This window comes from Moorena sp., from assembly GCF_982860115.1.
The window spans coordinates 174-21,012 of sequence record NZ_CEYLVT010000130.1; the positions used below are offsets into that span (position 1 = coordinate 174).

The window sequence follows — 20,839 nt, forward strand, 5'->3', positions numbered from 1 at the left end:
TTGCAGGTTATCTGGTTGCAGGTTATCAGGTTGCAGGTTATCTGGTTGCAGGTTATCTGGTTGCAGGTTATCAGGTTGCAGGTTATCTGGTTGCAGGTTAGAACCGTCAACCTTCAACGGTAGTGAACCGTCAACCTTCAACCTTTCAACCTTCAACCTTTCAACCTTCAACGGTAGTGAACCGTCAACCTTCAACTGGTTAACTTTCAACTCCTTTACCCATATCCCCAGTTGTTCTACACTCATCCGCAAATGAGTTGTTTTGCCATGAAGGGGGTCGAGGTTGTGGTGACTAGGGTCAATCACCCAGCGTCGCGGTTGACATTTATCCAACCAAGCACGCAGTTCTTTGCTAATCGGTAGTTCACCGATGTGAATAACCATTTTGGGTTTTAGCTGTTGCGCTAATCGTGGATTACGCAGGATCAAGTCATAGGTGGAAATTAAATCGGGATTGAGGTCGCAATAGTTTCTTACCGGTGAGAGCCCTTCTGCTAATACGGGCCATCTTAAGGTTTTGGACAAGGATGCGATCGCATTACAATAGTCTTTGGGATTTTGGGGTTGAGCTGGACCAGCGATAATTATTCCTTCCTGGGATTCTTGCCACTGCTGTATGACTTTACCGATTGCAGGTTGCAGGTTATAAGTTGTAGCTTGCACGTTGTCAGTTACAGCTTGCTCCTGACAGTGAGCGAAGAATTCTTCTGGTTGTAATTGGGATTTTAATGGGTTAGTGCTTGTGTCGGTAATAGGTGGGAGAGGGTCACGGAAGGGTAGATTTAGGTGTACTGGACCAGGGGTAGGAAAATGTGTTAGCGCAGTGCTGCCAAAGCAGGCTCGCTCCCAAGCATGAACTACGGTTTGCCGTAGATAACGGAGCATACTGATATCAGCTTGAGGTACCGCTAGGGTACTTTGCCAGTTGGGATAGTTGCCGTATAATTTGATTTGGTCAATGGTTTGTCCGGAATGACAATCATGGAGTTCTGGGGGACGGTCAGCAGTCAATACCAATAGTGGTATTCGGCTTTCTCTGGCTTCAATCACAGCGGGATAGAAATTAGCCCCAGCCGTGCCAGAGGTACAAACCAGTACAACTGGTTTTCCCGATTGTCGAGCAATGCCTAAGGCGAAAAAGCTGGCTGAGCGTTCATCCAGAACTGGAATCGCCTCAATCTGTGGGTGTTGAGCAAACGCAACAGTTAGAGGGGTTGAGCGTGACCCTGGACAGATGATTGCTGTGGTCAATCCCAAGCGCTGTAGGGTTTCTACCAGGATGGAAGCCCAGAGGCTATTGGTGTTGCGAAAATCAATAGGCATTCAATTAGGTTAATCACCATTTAATTTGATTATTGTAAATGTTGATTCGATTTTGTTGACGGTTGCCGGTTGACTACCCTAATTCCTAATTCCTAATCCCTAATTTTTAATTACTACAAAAATTCTCTGACATTTTTAACAAATTCATTGACATTCTCAAAATGGATGTTATGTCCACAATCAGCAATAACGTTTAACTGAGCTTCTGGACAACGTGTTACTATTTCTGAGTTAATCGATTTAAATTTATGATCATAGTCTCCGACTAGCAAAAGCAAAGGAATTTGATTATGTTGGAGTGATTCCCACAGAGATGGTTGGCATCCTGTACTCATATGACGCAGAGATTTAGCTAATGCCAGAGGATTATTTTGTTGTCGAATCTTGATCATCTGTTCAAAGTTAGGATGCTGCTTGAGGGAGCTGAACAGAGGCTGATTGTACCAATTTGATAAGAAGGTCAATAAATCTCCAGTTTCCAATTTTTCGGCAATTTGCCAATCTCGTTGACGGCGTTTTAATTGTTCTTCTTCAGTCTTTAGCCCTGGAGATGCTGATTCGAGTACTACTTTACTAAAACATTGGGGGAAATGAATGGTCATGTAGAGAGCCAATCGACCTCCCATAGAATAGCCAACTAAAAAGCATGGTTCAAAGTTTAACTGCTCTAGTAAGTTCTTTAAGGCGTGAGCAGTGTTGGGCATGGTGTAGCATTCATCCCCACCTAAAACTTTGGTTTTACCATGACCAGGTAAATCAACAGCTAGACAACAAAATTCCTCACAAAGTAATGATATTGCTTCATCAAATTCCTGGCTGCTACCCATGAATCCATGGCAAAAAAGAATCCGTGGTTTCTCTGGGTTTCCTCTTAACTCATAGTTAAATTTATATCCCATTTATCAACTATAATTATTACAATTCATGATATCGAAATTATTTTATAGCGTTTATCCCAGTTATGAGGTATATTATCATTTGACACTGATTACCTGTCTTGATGCAATAGCGAGTGGGGGAAACCACGCCAGTTGCTCATGGGGGGAACCCCCTTTGGCGGCACTGGCTCCCCAAGACCGCGCTCCATCGCTTAAAACCCTCTTTACTATTGCTAGCATGCCTATTGCCTTTTGCCTTAAAGGGATCAGCAATGTCGCTCACTCGTCTTGAGAACGGCTATAACTGATTATCCAACAGCAACGATCCATGAACACAGGCTTACACTAAGCCTTTAAGAAGCACCATTAGCTTCAGGTTAATTTCTGCGAGTTCTTTATTGGGATCAGAACCAGCAACAATTCCAGCACCAGCGTAGAGTCGAGCGTGATTACCTGCTATCAAAGCAGACCGAATCCCAACGATAAATTCACTATTGCCTTGATAATCTATCCATCCGAGGGGAGCAGCATACAGAGAACGGTCAAAGCTTTCGTAGTGTCGGATTTGCTGACAAGCAATTTTGGTAGGAACACCAGCCACTGCTGGAGTAGGATGCAGTTTCGCTATAATATCTAGGGGATTGACATCAGCTGGTAATGCTGCTTTAATCGGAGTCCATAAATGCTGAATATTCGACAGTTTCAGCAGTTGGGGAGATGGGTAAAAATCTAGTTCCAAACCCAGTTGACAAAGACGTTGGATAATAAATTCACTGACTGCGTTATGTTCACGTCTCTCTTTTTCACTACTAAGTAATTGGTTCGCCAAATCCGCATCTTCAGCTGGGGTTTTACCTCGTGGAGCAGACCCTGCTAAAGCATCCGTCACTAACTGATGGTCGTAAATACTAATCAGACGTTCAGGACTAGCGCCAATAAAGTTTTTACCTTTGCCGTTACTGATGGAAAAAATATAGCAATCTGGATAATTATGGCGCAAATTGTCCAGAGAATCTACCAGATTAAAGGGTATTGGTGAGACGACATCCACGGCTTGGGAAAGGACAATTTTGCTAAATTGATTGGCTTGGATAGATTTTAAGGCTGATGAAACCGATAACTTGAAGTCTTTGGCTTTTTTTGAATCTTGCTTGAGAAATTCATGATGGTTAGCCTTACCAGTAAAACAGTAGAGCAGACGACCAGAAGAGGTGATTAGATTGAACTGCCTCCATACGCTTTCGACCAGCCAATCCAGATTAACTTGAGAATTGATTTCAAGATTAGCCACTACTACACATCGGCTTTGACAAAGTGAAATTTGCCAGCGAGGTAGAAAAATAGTGGCAGATGGGAAAGGGTTGTTACTATTAAGCTTATCACCAAAAAACGTAAAGCTACAGAAGAAATGAGGTCCAGCAAATCGCTGCTCTATTTTACCACTAATTATGGTGTTAGCTAGACATGAGTCGATAAATTTTTGCGCTTTATAGAAGCGTTGCTCACCAGGTAACTTAAGGGAGACAGCAGAATCAATAGCAACAATTGATTCTTGATTACTTCTATTTTCAAAATAGAAGTGTAGGGGCTCGGGCGTGGTGGTAAAAGGGGCGGCTCTATCCCGAATTGCCTGAAAAACTGCCAGTGGGTCGAGGGGAGAAATTTCTTGAGAAATACTGGCTATTTTGGCAATACCTTGTTTTTGAGATTTTTTCTGGCAGGCTAAGAGAAACTGATGTAACTCTTTAGCCTCATGAAAGAGGTTAGCAGGGCAGGGAATGACTGACATATATAGGCTTTCTTGAATTATAGGAGTGTTTACCTAAATGAACGACAACACAAACGCGATTGGCCGTAGGCCACGCTGCGCGAACGCTCTTTACTACATATTTCTTAATTTGTATTTACATAACTTATTTAATTCACAGACTTTATAGTGACTAATGATCAATTATCAGCATGTTTGGCAATTAAGAAAAGCAGGGTAAGGGCAAAAATCAATAAATAGGGGGTATTATCACAACTATTGAAAAATTATTGCAATAATTTTGAGGATCAAGGCTTACTATGGTTATAATCCTTGCTCTATTCTTGATGCAGTCGCTCATGGGGGTTTCCCCCATGACCGTAATGGTGCGTTTTCCGCATTAAGAATTAAATTCGCCACGGGTCGCACCTCTGCATGGCTATCACATTTTGGTTTAATTTTTCTTGCCCTTACCCTAGAATTGCTAACCATCATTTTTTTTTAATGATGAGCCCTAGTTTTGGTAGTAAAAATTTTGGTTTTGATGACCAATCATTTATTGGGTCATTAGTCAAGACGGAAATCAAGGGGATACCAGTATAGATAATCCCTGATTAATTTTTCCAACCTACTACAAATAAAAAGCTGCCCTTTTGGGTAGACACCACTTCAGTTTTCATCAAGGCTACTTCTCTTAAAAAGCTAAGCCTACCAATTTAAATGGCAGTCCAAATCTTTGCTGTTTCGACTTGATATCTAGAGTATCCCGTGCTAGCACTTTTACATTACTGGTCATACTTTTTAGGATTGCTTACAAGACTTACAGGGTGCGTTAATAAGGCACCCTACTACTTATATAGTTTGGGGTTCAGTTTTGCGTAAGTCCTATAGTAATAGTAGTTTTTTGAACACTTGAGTTAATATTTTGTCAATAAAATTTACATAAATTGACGTATTATAAATTCACGACCTTGATTGGGATTAATGGTATTCTGCTAGTCAGCCCCTTAACACCGTTGAAGACCGTTGACCCAAAGCTTGAACAGTCCCAGCAGTATTGGTTGATGGTTTGACGGTCAGTCTAGCACGACTTGCATTCATATTCCGGGACTATTATGACAACAAACACAATTAAAATTCCTAACTCTAAACGGAAATTGTGGCTAGCAGCTATCAAGCCTCCCATGTATAGCGTGGCAATTATGTATGTTTGGGTGGCAGCAGCTGTGGCATGGTTTGAGACCAATCACCTCAATTGGACGATATTTTTGACCTTTGTCAGTGCTTCGATTCTGATTCTGGCTTGGGAGAATCTGAGTAACGATGTGTTTGACTCTGAGACTGGGATTGATAAAAACAAAGCTCACTCGATAGTGAACCTGACGGGAAACAAATCGTTAATTTTTTGGCTAGGGAACCTGTGTTTAGGACTGGGTATCCTTGGCATGCTACTGATCTGCTGGTGGCAGCAAGACTTAACGGTGATGGGGTTAGTACTCCTATGCTGTAGCCTTGGCTATATGTACCAGGGACCTCCCTTCCGCTTGGGCTACCAAGGTCTAGGAGAGATTCTGGTCTTTTTGAGCTTTGGTCCGTTAGGTATGTCAGCTGCCTACTACAGTCAAACCCAGACTTGGTCTGTCACTAACCTGGCGGCATCGATAATTGTCGGTCTGGCGACTACGTTAATTCTATTTTGCTCCCATTTTCACCAAGTAGAGGATGATATAGCAGCTGGGAAGCGATCGCCTATTGTTCGCCTTGGCACCAAACGGGGTGCTCAACTGTTGCCCTGGATTTGTGGAAGCCTATTCGCTGCTACTGCTGGGTTTGTGATCATAGGGCTATTCCCAATATGGACATTACTCAGTTTGGTAGGATTGCCCTTTGCTATCAAGCTTTGCCGCCATGTTAACGCTAATTACAACCAACCGCAAAAGGTGAGTAATTGTAAGTTTATTGCCGTAGCGCTACATTTTTGGAGTGGACTCTTGTTGGGTGTCGGTTTCGTAATTAACCTTAACTAACCTTAATTGAACGAATCATGTCAGACCAATCCCAGGCGATTCAGGGAATTTTTGATAACATCTCTTCTAACTATGACCAGCTTAATGACAGGATCAGTTGGGGTCAGCATCGCATTTGGAAGCTGATGACGGTTAAATGGGCTGAACCTAAGCCAGGAGATACCTTTGTTGACCTGTGTTGTGGCAGTGGAGACCTGACTCGACTATTAGCGGAGAAAGTAGGCACTCTAGGAAAGGTGTATGGAGTAGATTTTGCTCCCCAGATGTTAGCGATCGCAAAACAAAAATCCTCTGAACCACAGATTGACTGGGTAAAGGCGGATGTTTTAGATTTACCATTTGCTGACAATACCTTTGACGGAGCAACTATGGGATATGGATTACGTAATGTCGTAGATATTCCCAAGAGCCTAAAGGAAATTTACCGTATTCTTAAACCAGGGGCTAAAGCAGCAATTCTTGACTTTCACTTACCGTCTCAGCCTCTGTTTCGGCAGTTTCAACAGTGGTATATGGAAACTATTGTTGTTCCCCTAGCCAGTCAGCAAGGACTTGAGGAAGAGTATGCCTATATCTGGCCTAGTGTACAGCGATTCCCCCGTGGTCCGGAGCAAGAATCTTTAGCACAGCAAGTAGGCTTTCGTGCAACTCACTACCCGATTGTTGGCGAAACCTTAGGCGTATTGGTCTTGACTAAACCTAGAAGTGTTGAAGAGGGAATCGGGAATCGGGAATCGGGAATCGGGAATCGGGAATCGGGAATTGGGATGCAGCGCAATAGCAATTAGCAATTACAGCGTTTTTCATAACTATTAGGTACACAGGATTTTTTTACTGTTCCCTGTTACCGTTTTACTGTTAAATGTTACCTGTTCCCTAAAACCCAGAAATTTGTACCTCACCCAATTGCAAACCGCTGTAATAAATGACCAATTATAAGTTCAAGTTTCACCCATACCAGCGTCCCTTTAAGCATCCGTTGTCTACTAGTCATGGCCAATGGACAGTCAGAGAAGGTATCATTCTTAGCCTTAGTGATGAAATCGGGAACATTGGCTGGGGTGAAATTGCTCCTATCCCTTGGTTTGGTTCGGAAACTCTGGAACAAGCCTTTAATTTTTGCGAGCAATTACCTCAGGAGATTACTACAGAGGAGATTTTCGCCATTCCTGCTGAACTCCCTTGCTGTCAATTTGGGTTTGAATCGGCTTGGGAGCTAGTAATTGGCAAAGGACTTTCTACAAAAGACTTTGAACAAAGCAAACAACACTACAGTTACTTGTTGCCGAGTAATCAAGCAGCAAAACAGTCCTGGGAAGCCCCCTGGAATCAGGGATACCGAACCTTTAAATGGAAAATTGGTATTGCTCCGATTGAGGATGAAATCAAGATAGTTCAGCAGTTGGTTGAAGCAATACCTGCTTCTGGCCAATTGCGTTTGGATGCCAATGGGGGATTGACTAAACCAGAAGCTGAGCAGTGGCTGATGGTATGTGAAACTATTGGAGCGGTTGAGTTTATCGAACAGCCCCTACCTCCAGAGCAGTTCGATGTGATGTTGCAGATGAGCCACAACTATTCCACTGCGATCGCATTGGATGAATCTGTGGCAACCCTTGACCAACTTGAACAGTGTTACCAGCGGGGATGGCGAGGAATTTTTGTGATTAAAGCTGCGATCGCAGGGTCTCGGAAACGACTACGGCAGTTTTGCGACACCTATCCAATTGATACCGTCTTTTCATCCGCCTTGGAAACTACCATTGGTCAACAAGCGGTGCTTCAGCTAGCAGCAGAACTCTCTGGCTTTAAGCGTGCTGTAGGTTTTGGTGTCAACCATTGGTTTAATTAAGAGGTTGAACGCGCACGTGTGGCCGAAAAGCCAAGGTTGGAATGTTTAAGGTTTTTGGGTGTTAAGGTGATTTGGTTAGATGATTGAAGCGTTAAAGAGCAAATATCGGCAGGATTCATACGTCCAACAGCCCCTAAGCTATGTCCAACAACGTTCTGGTGAACAATGGCTGATTGGCTATGACAGTCAGCAACTTAACCAACTCATTGAGCAATACTGTCAGCAATTCTCCCAACTTTCCCAGGAAAAAGCACCGAAAATTCTTTTAGTAGAGCAAAGTCCTCTTAAATTTCTCGCCGCTTTCCTAGCTGCTGTTTCCAGTAATTGTCATGTCTTCTTAGGCAATCCCCACTGGGTAAAACCAGAATGGCAACAAGTCCTTAACCAAATCCATCCCGATCTAATTATCGGAGAATTAGCCAGTATTATTGAGCCATCACTACTCAATAATCAACACTCAACACTCAATAGTCAATATTCAATCATCAATAATAAACACTCAGCACTCATTATGATTCCCACAGGGGGCTCATCTGGCAAAATCCGCTTTGCGATTCACACTTGGGAAACCTTAATGGCATCAGTAGTAGGGTTTCATCAGTATTTTGGGAACAAGCCAGTCAATTCCTTTTGTGTCTTGCCTCTGTATCATGTCAGTGGTTTGATGCAGTTTATGCGATCGCTAACCACCGGTGGACGTATGGTAATTTTGCCTTTCAAAGCCTTGAAAGCTGGGGAAGGACGAGACATTGATCCCAAAGAATTTTTGATCTCTCTGGTACCGACTCAACTAGCCAAGCTCATCAACCAAGATGCGGCTGAGTGGTTATCCCGCTTTCGGACAGTTTTGTTAGGGGGTGCTCCGGCGTGGGAATCCCTATTAACACAAGCAAGACAGTATCGTATTCCTTTAGCTCTCACCTATGGCATGACCGAAACCGCTTCTGGTGTAGTCACCCTTAAACCTGAGGATTTCCTCAGTGGTAACAGTGGTAACAGTGCTAACAATAATAGTTGTGGTCAGGTGTTACCCCATGCTAAGGTGACGATTCGCAATGGTACTGGGGAAATCGTGGAGGCGCTCTCTACCGGTGTGATTACTATTGAGGCAAAGTCCTTATTCCATGGCTACTATAGCCCTAGCACAAATCTCGCCCTAGAGTCTGAGCTAAGTAAATTTCCCAACAGACTCCAAACGCTACAATCCGACGATTTAGGCTATTTCGATCAACAGGGTTACTTATATACTGTTGGCCGTCGCACTAACAAAATTATTAGCGGTGGTGAAAATGTGTTTCCCGCTGAGGTAGAACAGGTAATTCGTGGCACAGGGCTGGTTAGTGATGTTTGTGTGATTGGCTTACCCGATGACTATTGGGGTCAAGTGGTAACCGCTGTTTTTGTGCCTTGTTCCGATCAGGTTTCTGTTGCGATGGTGCAACAGAAGGTAGAGGGAAATTTGAGTAAATTCAAGTGTCCCAAGAATTGGGTGGCGGTAGAATCTTTACCGCGCAATGGTCAAGGGAAATTGAATTATCAGCAAGTGAAAGTTATTGCGCGAGACTGTTTAAGTCAATTGAAACTCAACGATACCAATCAGCTCAAGGTAAATTGTTAGGCTGGGGATAAATGCGATCGCTTCTTGATGCAGTCGCGCTTTGGGTTAAACCCCCTGTTCCCTTACTGCATCGCTATTGCATGCCTTTTGCCTCTTGCCTTTTGCCTTGCGCGTAGCGCTATAACTGCCTCAACCCATGACTGCTCCGAGTACAGCTATTTCACCCGAATCACTTCTAATTGAATCCAAAATTATTAGTAGCGGTTATCCCTTAAGTATTGCGCCAATGATGGATCGCACTGACCGCCACTATCGCTATTTCATGCGCCAGATTACACGACGGACATTACTCTACACCGAAATGGTCACCAGTGCCGCAATTCTTCATGGCGATCGCGAACGCTTGCTAGGCTTTTCCCCACAAGAGAAACCCCTAGTCTTACAAGTTGGTGGTGACACTCCCAGTGACTTAGCTGAATGCGCCCGAATTGCTGAAGCTATGGACTATGACCAGATTAATCTCAACGTTGGTTGTCCCAGTAGTCGGGTGCAAAATGGCAATTTTGGAGCTTGTTTGATGGCGCAGCCTGAACAAGTAGCACGCTGTATAGAGGCTATGGTTAAAGTAGTGAACATACCCGTTACTGTCAAGCACCGTATCGGTATTGATCACCTTGACCGCTATGAAGACATGGCTAACTTTGTGCGCATTGTCTCAGAGGCCGGTTGTCAGCATTTTACTGTACATGCCCGCAAAGCTTGGCTACAGGGTTTGAGTCCAAAAGAAAATCGCAACGTCCCACCCTTACGTTACAGTGACGTCCATCGTCTCAAGCAGGAGTTACCTGACTTATTCGTGGAAATTAATGGTGGATTCACTAGTCTTGAACAAGTGCAAGAACAACGGCAGTATGTCGATGGGGTAATGATTGGGCGTGCAGCTTACGACAATCCCTATCTGTTTGCCAAAGCTGATTGTGATATCTATAGCGAGACAGTTATACCCCCAACTCGCCATCAGGTTGTCGAAGCCATGTTTTCCTATATTGATCACTGGGTAGCCAAAGGTTTTAAGCTTAACAAAATTACCCGACATATGCTGCAATTATTTGCAGGGCAACCCGGTAGTAGAGCTTGGAAACGTCATATAACTGAAAATTCCTGCTTGCTGGGTGTTGGTTCTGATGTCGTTCGGGAAGCCTTAGCTAAAATTCCTTAGGGTAAGCATACAGCGGTCAGCGGTCAGCGGTCAGCTTTGTGGCACAGGCTGCGTGTGACTTTACTCAGATTAAACAAATGGTTTGAGCAAAGGGAACAGGGAACAGGGAACAGGGAACAGGGAGTAGGGAGTAGGGAGTAGGGAAATTCGGCTCAGAATTCTATCAATTCCTACACGGATTGCTATAGCTGACGGCTGATAGCTGACGGTTTTTTATTGCCATATCTCCCCTTATATATTATTAAGTATTTTTGTACTATTTTAAGATAGAATAATCATAAAATTAATAGTGGTAGTGGCAGATTTAGGGACAAAATACTGGTCTAATCTAGATTTTATGGTTCAAAACCCGCCCGCCCATCATCCATAAGAAAATAACCATGAGATTTATCAGCCCCAAAACCGATTTTGCTTTTAAGAAAATCTTTGGTTCCTCTGAAAGTAAAGAAGTCCTGATTAGCTTTCTAGATGCTCTGATATATCAAGGAGAATCTAGGATAAATAACTTAGAGATTATTGACCCATACAATGCTGGCTATACTACGGAGTTAAAGGATACCTACCTGGATGTCAAGGCGATTCTAAATGACGGCTCCACGGTAATTATTGAAATGCAAGTGTTAAATGTCCCGGTTTTTGATGAACGAGTAATCTATAATCTCGCCAAAACCTATGGAAATCAATTAAAATCTGGGGAAAGGTCTTCTAAACGTAAGCCGGTGATTGCTTTAACGATTACCGACTTCACCATGTTTGAGGAAACCGACCGATACCTAACTCGTTTTGTATTTAAAGAAGAGCAAAAAAACTTTATCTACCGAAACGAACACCTAACCATGGTGTTTGTGGAACTGCCGAAATTTTCCCGGGGTTTAGAAGACTTAGAAACGGCATCGGAGAAATGGATATATTTTATGAAGGAAGCCCCAAATTTAGAAGCAATCCCCGATACCTTATCAGAAATCCCGGAAATTGCTCAGGCGCTAACCATAGCTAATCAAGCCAATATGAGTAGAAAAGACTTGGAGGAATTACATAAACGAGAAGTATTTATGGAAGACCGCAAAGGTGAAATTCGTCAAGCTCTCGAACAAGGCCGGGAAGAAGGGAGATTATTAATGCAGGGAGTGATATCCCGTCAACTAGAAGGCAAACTTGGTGCAATTCCCTCAGAAATTCTAGAGGTAATTCAACAATTATCTCTAGAACAATTAGAAGGTTTAGGAGTTGCTATGGCAGATTTTACTATGAGGGTCGATTTGTCGAATTGGTTGCGGGATAATCAATGATATATAGCAATTATTAGAGTCATGAGGACAAAGCTTATCCATTTAAGGCAAGAGGCAAGAGGCAATAGGCAATAGTAAAGAGGGTTTTAAGCGTAGCCTATTAAGTATTAAGTAGGGTGGGCAAAATTCTAGGATCTGGAATTATCAAAAAAACTAAACGGTTTTTGCCCACCCTACAAGCTATTTAGTAACTTGTCTTGATGCAAAGCGCGAGTGGGGGAAACCACGGCAGCGCTGCCTCTCCAAGACCGCGCTGAATCGCTTTTATATCCGTTTATCATAACTATGAGTAATCCCTTTAAATCCCTGATCTAGGTTTTTATAAAACCAATCTTTTACTTGTTTATGAAGGGTAGGATAATTGGCTTTAAGAGCTAAAACGTAATCAGCTTTGGCACTGATAATTTGAGAGGCAATGGCAGTTTGCGTACCCATAGGATCAATTGTTACGATATATCCAGCTAAATCTAGTAATTCTAATAAGGCGGAAATTGCCGTGATTTCCTTTGATTTATCAGCTAATTTTACTTGTCCTAAAACAAGACGATATTAACTCGACCATGCACTGAGTTAGTGCAAAGCGGTTTTTCCCAGTACTCTATCATAAGAGCCTTTGATAGTTTTACCGTCAATGGAAATTACCTGTGCTTCTACTGTCTCAACTATCGATTCGACCGAACGTCTAAAACATCTCTCGAATATTTTTGGGTTGATACGCAACTCCATAGGAGACGCTGCGCGAACAAACACTCGGCGAAATGTGTCTGCACTTGGGATACCTTTAGGTAAAGCTAAAAATTGCTCTAGCCATTCATATCAGGGTAAACGCATCTAAATTTGTATTAAAATTTACATATAAAAATTAAACAATAGTATCAAAAATCTAGAATCACCCTGTTTATTATCAATAAGCCCAATTCATTCTCAATTATTTGCTGTGTTATCCTTGGCGGATTTGAGAGTACTCTAAATTCTGGTTGCGTACGCAAAATTGAAAGTATTATTGCTTTATTTAACTTAACATACCTGAGCTTTTCAAGCCCGACCTACTTAATTTTGTTTAGGTGCTTAAGATTACTTAATGAAGCTAAACAAAATTTACTGATTGATTTTTTTATACTCGCCCTATTTCTCAACAAATTTCGCTAATTGAGAAATTTTGGGTAGGGTATAAAATCCTGTACCTCTCACTGAAAGTGCTTAAGAGCCAATTTCCTTAGATCGAACTCAGGCTGATCACGCGCGTGCTATTCGTTACATATAGCAATTCTAAATCATTTGTAAAATCAGGCAAATCTGGAATCGTTGCTGAGAAAAGGTTATAGCGATCACTTTAGCCAATATATTTCACGAATCATTTAGGACTGCTATATTATTTATGTATAATTGCGGATAATGCCTATTTTGTATACCCGAAAAATTACGTAATTTTTCGGGTATACAAAATAGGCGTTGAGTTGGAAAGATAATAAAACATATAATAATCAGTGCTAAACCATGGAAAAATCATGAAAAAATACATAAATAGGACTGTCAAGTGGTTGACAGTAGTAGCTGTTGCCGTCCTGATCATTCAGGCAAACACTCTTCCCGCAAATGCTCAATTTATTATTGAGCCAGGTGACACTTTTGAAGGCCCATTCGCCCCGGAAGTTGTAATTACTGCTGTATGCGCTAGTTCTGATTTTGGTGAGTATTCGTTTGAGGTTTCCGATGGGATCTCAAGCTTCCCACTTACCGATAGAAATTATCTTCCCTGCCGTACCCTAGGCGACAGTTATTACCCTTCTAGTAGTCGAGGAAATGAGATTGTTGTAAAAAACACCGGAAACGTGCCAATTGAGGTGTTCCCCATTGTTAAATAATGAGGAAACCTAAAGCGTAAAAGATAACTACATAACTAGTTGCAATAATAATTTCGACTAGTTGGGAGATGCAATCGGGAGAAATATATACATATGCCCAGTTCGATAAAGATTGAAGAAATTTGGATTTGCCCCCCCTTAGCGTTTGCACGATTTGGTCAGTCACCTTATCCCATGGAGAATTTTCATTGGGCTTCTAATGATTACTCTCCCCGAGGAACGGCTGAAACAGTCATTGAACCCTCACTTACCTTTGAAATCGATGCCAACGGTAACATTTCTGCCTATCTACCAGAAGAAATTCGGTTCCAAGATCAGTATGGGCACTGGCGTCCAGTCTGCCCCTTTTTCGAGTTACATGCCCGCTTGTCCGATGACAGAGAAGGACCTTTAACCATCGATGTTTTACAAGAAGCTGGATTGCAACTGAGTAACATTACCTGGAAAGTAGAAGCAGCCAATCGTAAGGCGTACCACTATACATTGTCTGAAGGCGATAAAGTCGAAGGGGAGGTTACTGTCACTGGGGACGATCATCGCGCTCGTACTATTGCTGGAACTAGTCCAGAAGAAGATAACCTCCTAGTTCCCGACGGGAAGGACATCCCCCTAGGACAAGTTCAGGTGATTCGTCCTAATCCCACCTGGCCTGAAATCCGCTTACGAATTACCCCTCCAAAAGGATTGGTTTACGGTCCCACGAATCTGAAAGATCGCAATCTCAGTGCTTTAGTTCCGGAAACCCAGAATCAGGCTGCGTTTCTCCGCAAAATTCACTGTATGTTAGATCCCAATGCCAAATGGCCTCTATGGAAGCCCATAGATGAGGACTATCGCACAAACCCAGGAGGTCTATATGCCCAAGAGCCTGATGGTAAGAGCTTGGGATTCCTGGATGACTCCAATGATGGCTTGATCAAAGTAACACTGACTGGAGCTGCAACCGCTGTTGCTGGCGGACAACTCACAGCCTACGCACGCTATACCTGCTGTCCCCAAGATTTCCAACCGGATCGCCGCCCCTTTGTGTCCATTGCCGATGGGCTTAGCAACTTGGTGAAGCGTGGAGAAGTTTTAGAGCCTGCCTTCGTTGGAAACCCCAACTCCCAGCAAGAGAATTGGGCAGAAACTGAAAAAGATATTGCCGATCTGATGCAGCGAGTCCGCGAGACGATGGAAGCCTCCAATCTAGATCATCAAAATTTGCGCTCCAAGCTTGGAAACCTGGCGTTTTCAGACACCCCTGATGAGCCTTTCGAGCCTATGGCTCCCCGACCGGGGCATCCTTTACCTTTAACCGAACTAGGACGGATGAACCATGCTCGTTTCCTAGCCTATGAAGTTTTTAAGCAACGTTTAGCTCAACGACCTGAGTTGTTTGAAAAATGGATCCGAAGCCCCCTAGCAGAACCCCAGCCCTATGACAATCAAATGCCAGCTTTAATGAGGGGCTCAGACTCTGCTCCCATGTACATTACCCAGCGACAGTACTATGTCATGCAGAAGTGGTTGCAGATTGTTGAGAATTCCTGCGAACAAGGAGAGCCATGAGCATGAGTAACCCTTCAATGCCATCTCCCTCGGTCACGGCCTTAGAGGACCCCTCTTGCCCAGAACCAGAATTGTCCCGAGACTTTCGCCTGTTTGAAAGTAGTCTTGGTCAACATCTGTTTGTGGTTGATGGCTCGAGGATTTTTGATCTGGATGCAGCCACAGCAAAGTATTTCTGGGTTCTCCTCAATGACCCGAAAGAGGGTACAACCTCGAAGGCGGTCGAAGTCCGTAGCGTTTTTTCCATGGCAAGTGGTAAACCTGCGATCGCGCCAACACCCTTATCCCCTCCTCCCCTGCGCTCCCTTTCCCTCAATGTGGCTCAAAGCTGCAACCTCGGTTGTAAGTATTGTTATGCCGACGAAGGGGGATTTCTAGGAAAAGCTCAGTTCATGGCTCGGGATGTTGCTGAACAAGCCGTTGATCGCCTGATAGCCGAAGCTGAGCCTAATGTCGATTTAGTTGTGGGGTTTATGGGGGGAGAACCCCTACTCAATCGCCAGTTAGTACATCATATTGCTGGCTATGCTCGCCGCCGAGGCGAAGAAAGCCATCATAAGGTGCGATTCTCGATTACAACGAATGGGACACTGATTACCCCTGAGGATGCAGCATTATTTTCCGAGTATCGATTTAATGTGTCTTTGAGTTTGGATGGTCCTCAAGATGTTAATGACCGGTCTCGACCAACCCCTAACGGGCGAGGGAGTTATGGGGAGGTGATTAAGGGACTAAAGCATCTCCAGGCCCAACCGCCAGCCCATACCTCAGCCCGCATCACGGTTACTCCCCAAACCGGACGCCTGTTGCCCGTCCTTGAGCATGTCTTGTCTTTAGGAGTGGATGACGCTGGATTTGCCCCCGTACTTGTTTCTCCCAATCCTGAGTATGCATTTCAAGCCTCAGATTTTGTGCAGTTTCTCGAGCACATGATTGAATGTGGTGAAGTTTGCAAGCAACACTTATTGCAAGGAAAGCGATTTCCCTTCACTAACTTTGAAACAGCACTCAACGAAATCCATCGAGGTAGCCATCGCCCTTACCCCTGTGGTGCGGGTGCAGGCTACTTAAGCGTCAATGCTCAAGGAAAGCTTTATGGGTGCCACCGGTTAGTTGACGATCCAAATTGGGAGATGGGGTCAATACAGCAGGGTTCTGACTATAGTGCTCGAGCACAACACTTACAGCGCAGCCATGTTGACTCGATGGAACCTTGTTGCACCTGTTGGGCACGTTACCTCTGTGGTGGGGGTTGCTATCACGAAGTAAGCAAACGCGGTCGAATTGCCTGCGACTATATTCGTGGTTGGCTTGATTTCTGTCTGGCCTCCTATGCAGAGCTTTCTACCCAAAAGCCTGAATATTTCCTCGACCCTGAGACTTATTTCGTCACATCACCTGAAATGATTCGCCAATAATCAGTAATTATCCATTATTTCAAGGGAGATATTTTCATTATGAGCCAGAATCAACCCCCCCAGCGGATTGGCAACCCCCCGCAAAATCCCCAAGAGTGGAAAATTTTTCCCCGCAATTTGACAGCTAGGGCAGCTTATATAGTTCCGGGCAATCCGACAACCACCCGTCCAGAGGATGGGGTAGACAATTGCTATCCCGGACTGGAAATGGATAACCGCAATTTACAAAAATATTTTTTCCCAGGCACATATTTCGAGGTTTATCGTTCTGATGGTGCTCGATTAGCCGCCCTAATTCCCGAATATCAGGCAGAGCAATGGTTGAACCTAGGCTTGCAAGAGCCAGATCTCGAGCAAAATCTTTATCTATGGACTCTCAAAGGTCAAGTTGAAAAATCCGACGATCCCCCCTCCCACAATCCCCCCTCAATCGATTTTGTTAATGTTAGTGACCCTAGCGTGGGGCAATTGGGGGGACTTTACCCTTGGCGCAAAGTCAATGCCTTATTTCCAGGGAAGGTTGGCATTATAATTGGACCTAACCCTCCAGAGGAAGGGGATGAACTGGAGGCCGCCAAGGACAAACTGGAGGAACTTTGGCTTTCTACTATTACTGGTGGTTATGTGGAGCGACCGGAAACCGATTTAAAATGGGCTGTTTTAATTGCAAACCGCGCCCCCTACCTCAATGCCCAAGGAACTCTCGATCCTGATGTTTATCAACCCGGAGAGCTCACCCGCACCCTCTGTACTCCCTGGACTTATGACTTTCGGGATTGTCAATGTTTTTATTGGGCATCCAACAAACCTGATGTCAATGCTAGTGAGGATGGCTCTTATCCCTATCTCAATTTTCAGCGTAAAAATTGGCAAGTCGAACCCCAAACAGAGGATATTGCTAACAGCTATAATGGTCGGCGATTGCGGGAGATCGACTATGCTGAAATGATGACTGATTGGGAGCAGCTACGTCCTGTTGTCAATGGTCGGGAGTGCGGTCAGTCCTACAAACCGGCAACACCTCCCTCCGGTAACCCACTCACTCTTGAGCAGATCAAAGAGGAATTAGCCTATCTCGCCACCGTAGAACATGCCCTGGCAGTGCAGTATCTCTACGCTTACTATTCTGTGAATGTCCCTCAAGAAGAACCAGAGGATACTAGTTTAGAGGATTTCCGGCTGTGGAAAGGAGCTCATGAAATCTTCGAGATTGCCATTGACGAAATGCGCCATTTCCGCTGGGCTAACGAAGTTCTAAAGCTCTTGGGTGCTGACACCACTATCCAGCGAGCTCCGAAGCTGGGGCGGCGCTTCCAAATACCTTTCTACCTGCAAAGTTTAACCAGTTCTCAGTTACAGTGGTTTGTTGACGTTGAACGTCCTAGTCGATCAACTGTAGTTGGTCTGGATGGCATGTATGTTGGCATACAGCAATCCTTACAGAATCTGGATCCCCAGGAATTCGAGACTCCTGAAACCCAGCTTCGTGCCGTGGAGATCATCAAACTCATCATTGATGAAGGGGAAGGGCATTACGTGCGTTTTAGCACAGCCCAGCAAAACTTGGCATTCTTCAGCGATAATGATCGCGGTGATTTACCGGGTTATATTCGTCTTGGTCAATGGCAGCAACCCAGTGATCATCCTGGTAATCCAATAATCCCCGGGGGAAAGCTTTATGGGGAACCCCATCAGGAAACTTCAGGGGAGGGTCCGCAGTTACAAGAGCAAAGTAATGTTCTTTACTCAGCCCTCTTAATTTTATTGAAAATTGCCTTTGCCTGCCAGGATGAAAATGTCAGTAGTAAAGGATTGCGTTGTGCTATTACCTTGATGACTGACATGAATCAGGTCAACTTTGTCTTAGCTCGAAAGGGAATGACCCCCCTATTTACATTTCCAGAATGGCTAAAAGGGGATCCCCGAGTAACATCCTCAGCAGCGGCTAAAACTTTGCTCAACAAACTCAAACAAGAGTTGGTGAATGCGGGGATTATCAAGGAGACTACCCTTCCTGACATTTCTGAAGGCATTAATTTACTGTCAGTTGAATCTGGGACTAAACAAGAGCCAGTTCTGGCACGTACTCTCAAGAAAGGTCACGAGGACAAGGTAGAAGACGTGATTAAATACTTTGAAGATGTCGTCTGTGAAGCAGAGTTCTAATGGACTTTCATAAGCAGAATCAGCCAACAACACCGTCTATCGCTGTTGTTGGCAACGGATTAAGTGCGCTGGCTTCTGTGGCAGCTCTAGCCAAAGTGGGGCGTTCCTGTGATTTGATTGGGGACCCGACGAAGGACTCCCACGGACCATCTCTTGTCCTCAATGATGTCAGCGAGGCCCTGCTTGGCATTCTATTTCCTGATATCTCTTTACAAGCCTATGGATACCGGCTCACTCATCGTTGGGTGAGATGGGGGTCTTCCCACAGTCCTGTGAAGGTATCCCAGCCAGCTTTGGCTTTGTCCTCCAATACTCTATTGACTTTGCTCAGACAATCCCAGGTTGCGCGAGCGAGCAAAATCCATCCTATCGATCCCGATCATCCCCCTGATCCTACTACGATGAGTGAACTGTTGAGACCTTATCAGTGGGTTATACACACTAACGCGACGACTGTGCCTCCGGAGGTGAACTGGTCTGTTCTGGGGGGAGGGCAACGGATAATGGTGACCACAGAAGGGGAAAGTATATCTGCCAATGACTCTTGCTGTTACATAGAGTCATTGGCAGATAGTTGGTTATTTTCTGCTCCGCTTTCTGAGCGTCGCACGATTATTCAGGGTTGTATCCCCTCTGCTCCTAATACTCCTCAACAAGCTTTGTTGGAATCTCTCTACCAAAGTCGGGGGATCGGTTCCCGCGTTAACAACGTAAATTCAATTCGCTGTTTTCCTTGTGCCCCCTATATTCGTCAACCGTTGTGCGGGGTCGGATGGTTTTTGCTAGGAAAAGCAGCCATCAAACTCGATCCCGTTAGCGGTGAAGGCACCCCTTTTGCTTTGCGGAGTGCTATTCTCATGGCGGCAGTCCTAGATGGAATTTTGAGTGATCGCCTGCCCCTAGAAGCTGGACTCCAACATTACTGCTCTCGCCTGACTTATTCATTCATTTCTCATCTACAGGGATGCACTCGCTTTTATGAAGAGGCATTTGGGTTTCAAAAAAATTGGTCTTCGGAGTTGCATTGCATGTATCATATTCTAAATATTCTATACCCTCAATTTGATCAAATACTCCACGACATACAACTTTATCAGTTAGTAGATTTTAGGTTAGTCCAATCATAAAAATCGGTTCTTCACTCAGGGTAAACGCATCTAAATTTGTATCATCATTTACATTTAAAAATTAAACAATAGTATCAAAAATCTCTCACGGGGTGACAACAAAGCTTAAACCTAGATAGGTGTTGGGTTTTAGGTTTTAGGTTTTAGGTTTTAGGTTTTAGGTATTGGGTAAAATGAGCGCATCGGTGTCATTTGTATTTCCCAGCAATTGAAGCAATTTTCACCAATTCAAGTTCATAGATAGTTTTAATCAATCCATCCCGCTTGACAATTTTACCATTAACCTAACCCCTAAAACCTAACCCCTGTAAGATTTTCAATTAGCTTGTCACCCCCTGAGCAAAAATCTAGAATGATCCTGTTGATTCTCAATAAGCACAACTTATTATCAATTATTGGCTGTATTATCCTTGGTCGATTTGAGAGTACTCTACATTCTGGTTTCCTAAGGAAATCCTCCTTTGATTCTTGTTTAAAGTCAGCGGAAAATTTGTTGGCTTTGAACACAAAAAACTGCTTTAGGATGGGATTTATTCGAATTTCACAAAAAATTGAGTTAATCATTTTTTTTGTCTATTACCATTTATACCAAATTAAGATGCGTTTACCCTGTGATAACCCCTACTCTCTGCCGTTGCTTTTAGTACCTCTAAGAGAAAGTCAAGTTGGGCATCAGATGTATTGTTAGCCATTCCCATCAACTGCTCTACAATAGTCCTTTAACTATTATACTACTTTAATTTAAAGGGAACAGGGAGCAGGGATTAGGGAGTAGGGAGTAGGGAGTAGGGAGTAGGGAGTAGGGAGTAGGGAGTAGGG

14 protein-coding genes and 2 pseudogenes are annotated in these 20,839 nt (G+C 43.9%); 12 read left to right on the forward strand and 4 right to left on the reverse strand.

The annotated features are described in order from the left end of the window. The coding region (locus AC4II3_RS20570; RefSeq protein ID WP_490722878.1) for a pentapeptide repeat-containing protein at positions 1 to 256 on the forward strand (256 nt) is incomplete at its 5' end. On the opposite strand, the pseudogene menD reads toward AC4II3_RS20570, so the two are convergent. The 3 genes and pseudogenes from menD to AC4II3_RS20585 form a co-directional block, all read right to left on the reverse strand. After that, a pseudogene (menD, locus tag AC4II3_RS20575) lies at positions 199 to 1,323 on the reverse strand (2-succinyl-5-enolpyruvyl-6-hydroxy-3-cyclohexene-1-carboxylic-acid synthase); the annotation flags it as partial. The gene AC4II3_RS20570 and the pseudogene menD sit on opposite strands and share 58 nt — an antisense overlap. A gap of 113 nt (positions 1,324 to 1,436) precedes the next feature. Continuing rightward, a complete protein-coding gene (gene menH, locus AC4II3_RS20580; protein WP_488015901.1) occupies positions 1,437 to 2,222 on the reverse strand; it encodes a 2-succinyl-6-hydroxy-2,4-cyclohexadiene-1-carboxylate synthase in 786 nt (261 codons plus the stop codon). Between the two features lie 319 nt (positions 2,223 to 2,541). Next, entirely contained in the window at positions 2,542 to 3,990 is a 1,449-nt protein-coding gene (locus AC4II3_RS20585) for an isochorismate synthase (RefSeq protein WP_488017322.1), read from the reverse strand. 1,073 nt (positions 3,991 to 5,063) lie between these two features. Here AC4II3_RS20585 and menA point away from each other — a divergent pair. The 6 genes from menA to AC4II3_RS20615 all read left to right on the forward strand — a co-directional run bounded on the left by menA (position 5,064) and on the right by AC4II3_RS20615 (position 11,893). Further along, positions 5,064 to 5,975: a 2-carboxy-1,4-naphthoquinone phytyltransferase gene (gene menA / locus AC4II3_RS20590; protein ID WP_488015894.1), complete on the forward strand. Its 912-nt coding sequence runs from the start codon at positions 5,064 to 5,066 to the stop codon at positions 5,973 to 5,975. A gap of 17 nt (positions 5,976 to 5,992) precedes the next feature. Beyond that, a complete protein-coding gene (ubiE, locus tag AC4II3_RS20595; RefSeq protein ID WP_488015892.1) occupies positions 5,993 to 6,763 on the forward strand; it encodes a bifunctional demethylmenaquinone methyltransferase/2-methoxy-6-polyprenyl-1,4-benzoquinol methylase UbiE in 771 nt (256 codons plus the stop codon). 137 nt (positions 6,764 to 6,900) lie between these two features. Further along, complete coding sequence (locus tag AC4II3_RS20600) at positions 6,901 to 7,827, forward strand: o-succinylbenzoate synthase (RefSeq protein ID WP_488015890.1); 927 nt, start codon at positions 6,901 to 6,903, stop codon at positions 7,825 to 7,827. Between the two features lie 79 nt (positions 7,828 to 7,906). Next, positions 7,907 to 9,445, forward strand: a complete 1,539-nt coding sequence (locus AC4II3_RS20605) for a 2-succinylbenzoate--CoA ligase (RefSeq protein ID WP_488015888.1) — start codon at positions 7,907 to 7,909, stop codon at positions 9,443 to 9,445. Positions 9,446 to 9,581: 136 nt separating this feature from the next. Next, on the forward strand, positions 9,582 to 10,604 hold the full coding sequence (gene dusA, locus AC4II3_RS20610) for a tRNA dihydrouridine(20/20a) synthase DusA (RefSeq protein ID WP_488015886.1): 1,023 nt from the start codon (positions 9,582 to 9,584) through the stop codon (positions 10,602 to 10,604). Between the two features lie 380 nt (positions 10,605 to 10,984). Next, positions 10,985 to 11,893 carry an Rpn family recombination-promoting nuclease/putative transposase gene (locus AC4II3_RS20615; protein ID WP_488017410.1) on the forward strand — a complete coding sequence of 303 codons (909 nt, stop codon included), beginning with the start codon at positions 10,985 to 10,987 and terminating at the stop codon, positions 11,891 to 11,893. A 267-nt stretch (positions 11,894 to 12,160) separates the two neighbouring features. Here the strand turns inward: AC4II3_RS20615 and AC4II3_RS20620 are convergent. Then, positions 12,161 to 12,703 (reverse strand): annotated as a pseudogene (locus AC4II3_RS20620) (ISAs1 family transposase); the annotation flags it as partial. 698 nt (positions 12,704 to 13,401) lie between these two features. On the opposite strand from AC4II3_RS20620, the gene AC4II3_RS20625 reads away from it, so the two are divergent. The 5 genes from AC4II3_RS20625 (at position 13,402) to AC4II3_RS20645 (ending at position 20,020) form a co-directional block, all read left to right on the forward strand. Further along, positions 13,402 to 13,758, forward strand: coding sequence for a hypothetical protein (locus AC4II3_RS20625; RefSeq protein ID WP_488015054.1), 357 nt, complete (start codon positions 13,402 to 13,404; stop codon positions 13,756 to 13,758). A gap of 93 nt (positions 13,759 to 13,851) precedes the next feature. Next, the gene (locus tag AC4II3_RS20630; protein ID WP_488015056.1) at positions 13,852 to 15,309 is read left to right on the forward strand and encodes a hypothetical protein; all 1,458 of its coding nucleotides are present in this window, start codon (positions 13,852 to 13,854) and stop codon (positions 15,307 to 15,309) included. Between the two features lie 2 nt (positions 15,310 to 15,311). Beyond that, on the forward strand, positions 15,312 to 16,727 hold the full coding sequence (locus AC4II3_RS20635) for a radical SAM protein (RefSeq protein ID WP_488015058.1): 1,416 nt from the start codon (positions 15,312 to 15,314) through the stop codon (positions 16,725 to 16,727). A gap of 39 nt (positions 16,728 to 16,766) precedes the next feature. Next, positions 16,767 to 18,893, forward strand: a complete 2,127-nt coding sequence (locus AC4II3_RS20640; RefSeq protein WP_488015060.1) for a ferritin-like domain-containing protein — start codon at positions 16,767 to 16,769, stop codon at positions 18,891 to 18,893. Then, complete coding sequence (locus AC4II3_RS20645) at positions 18,893 to 20,020, forward strand: NAD(P)/FAD-dependent oxidoreductase (RefSeq protein WP_488015062.1); 1,128 nt, start codon at positions 18,893 to 18,895, stop codon at positions 20,018 to 20,020. Before AC4II3_RS20640 ends, AC4II3_RS20645 begins: the two co-directional genes overlap by 1 nt. Positions 20,021 to 20,839 lie beyond the last annotated feature (819 nt).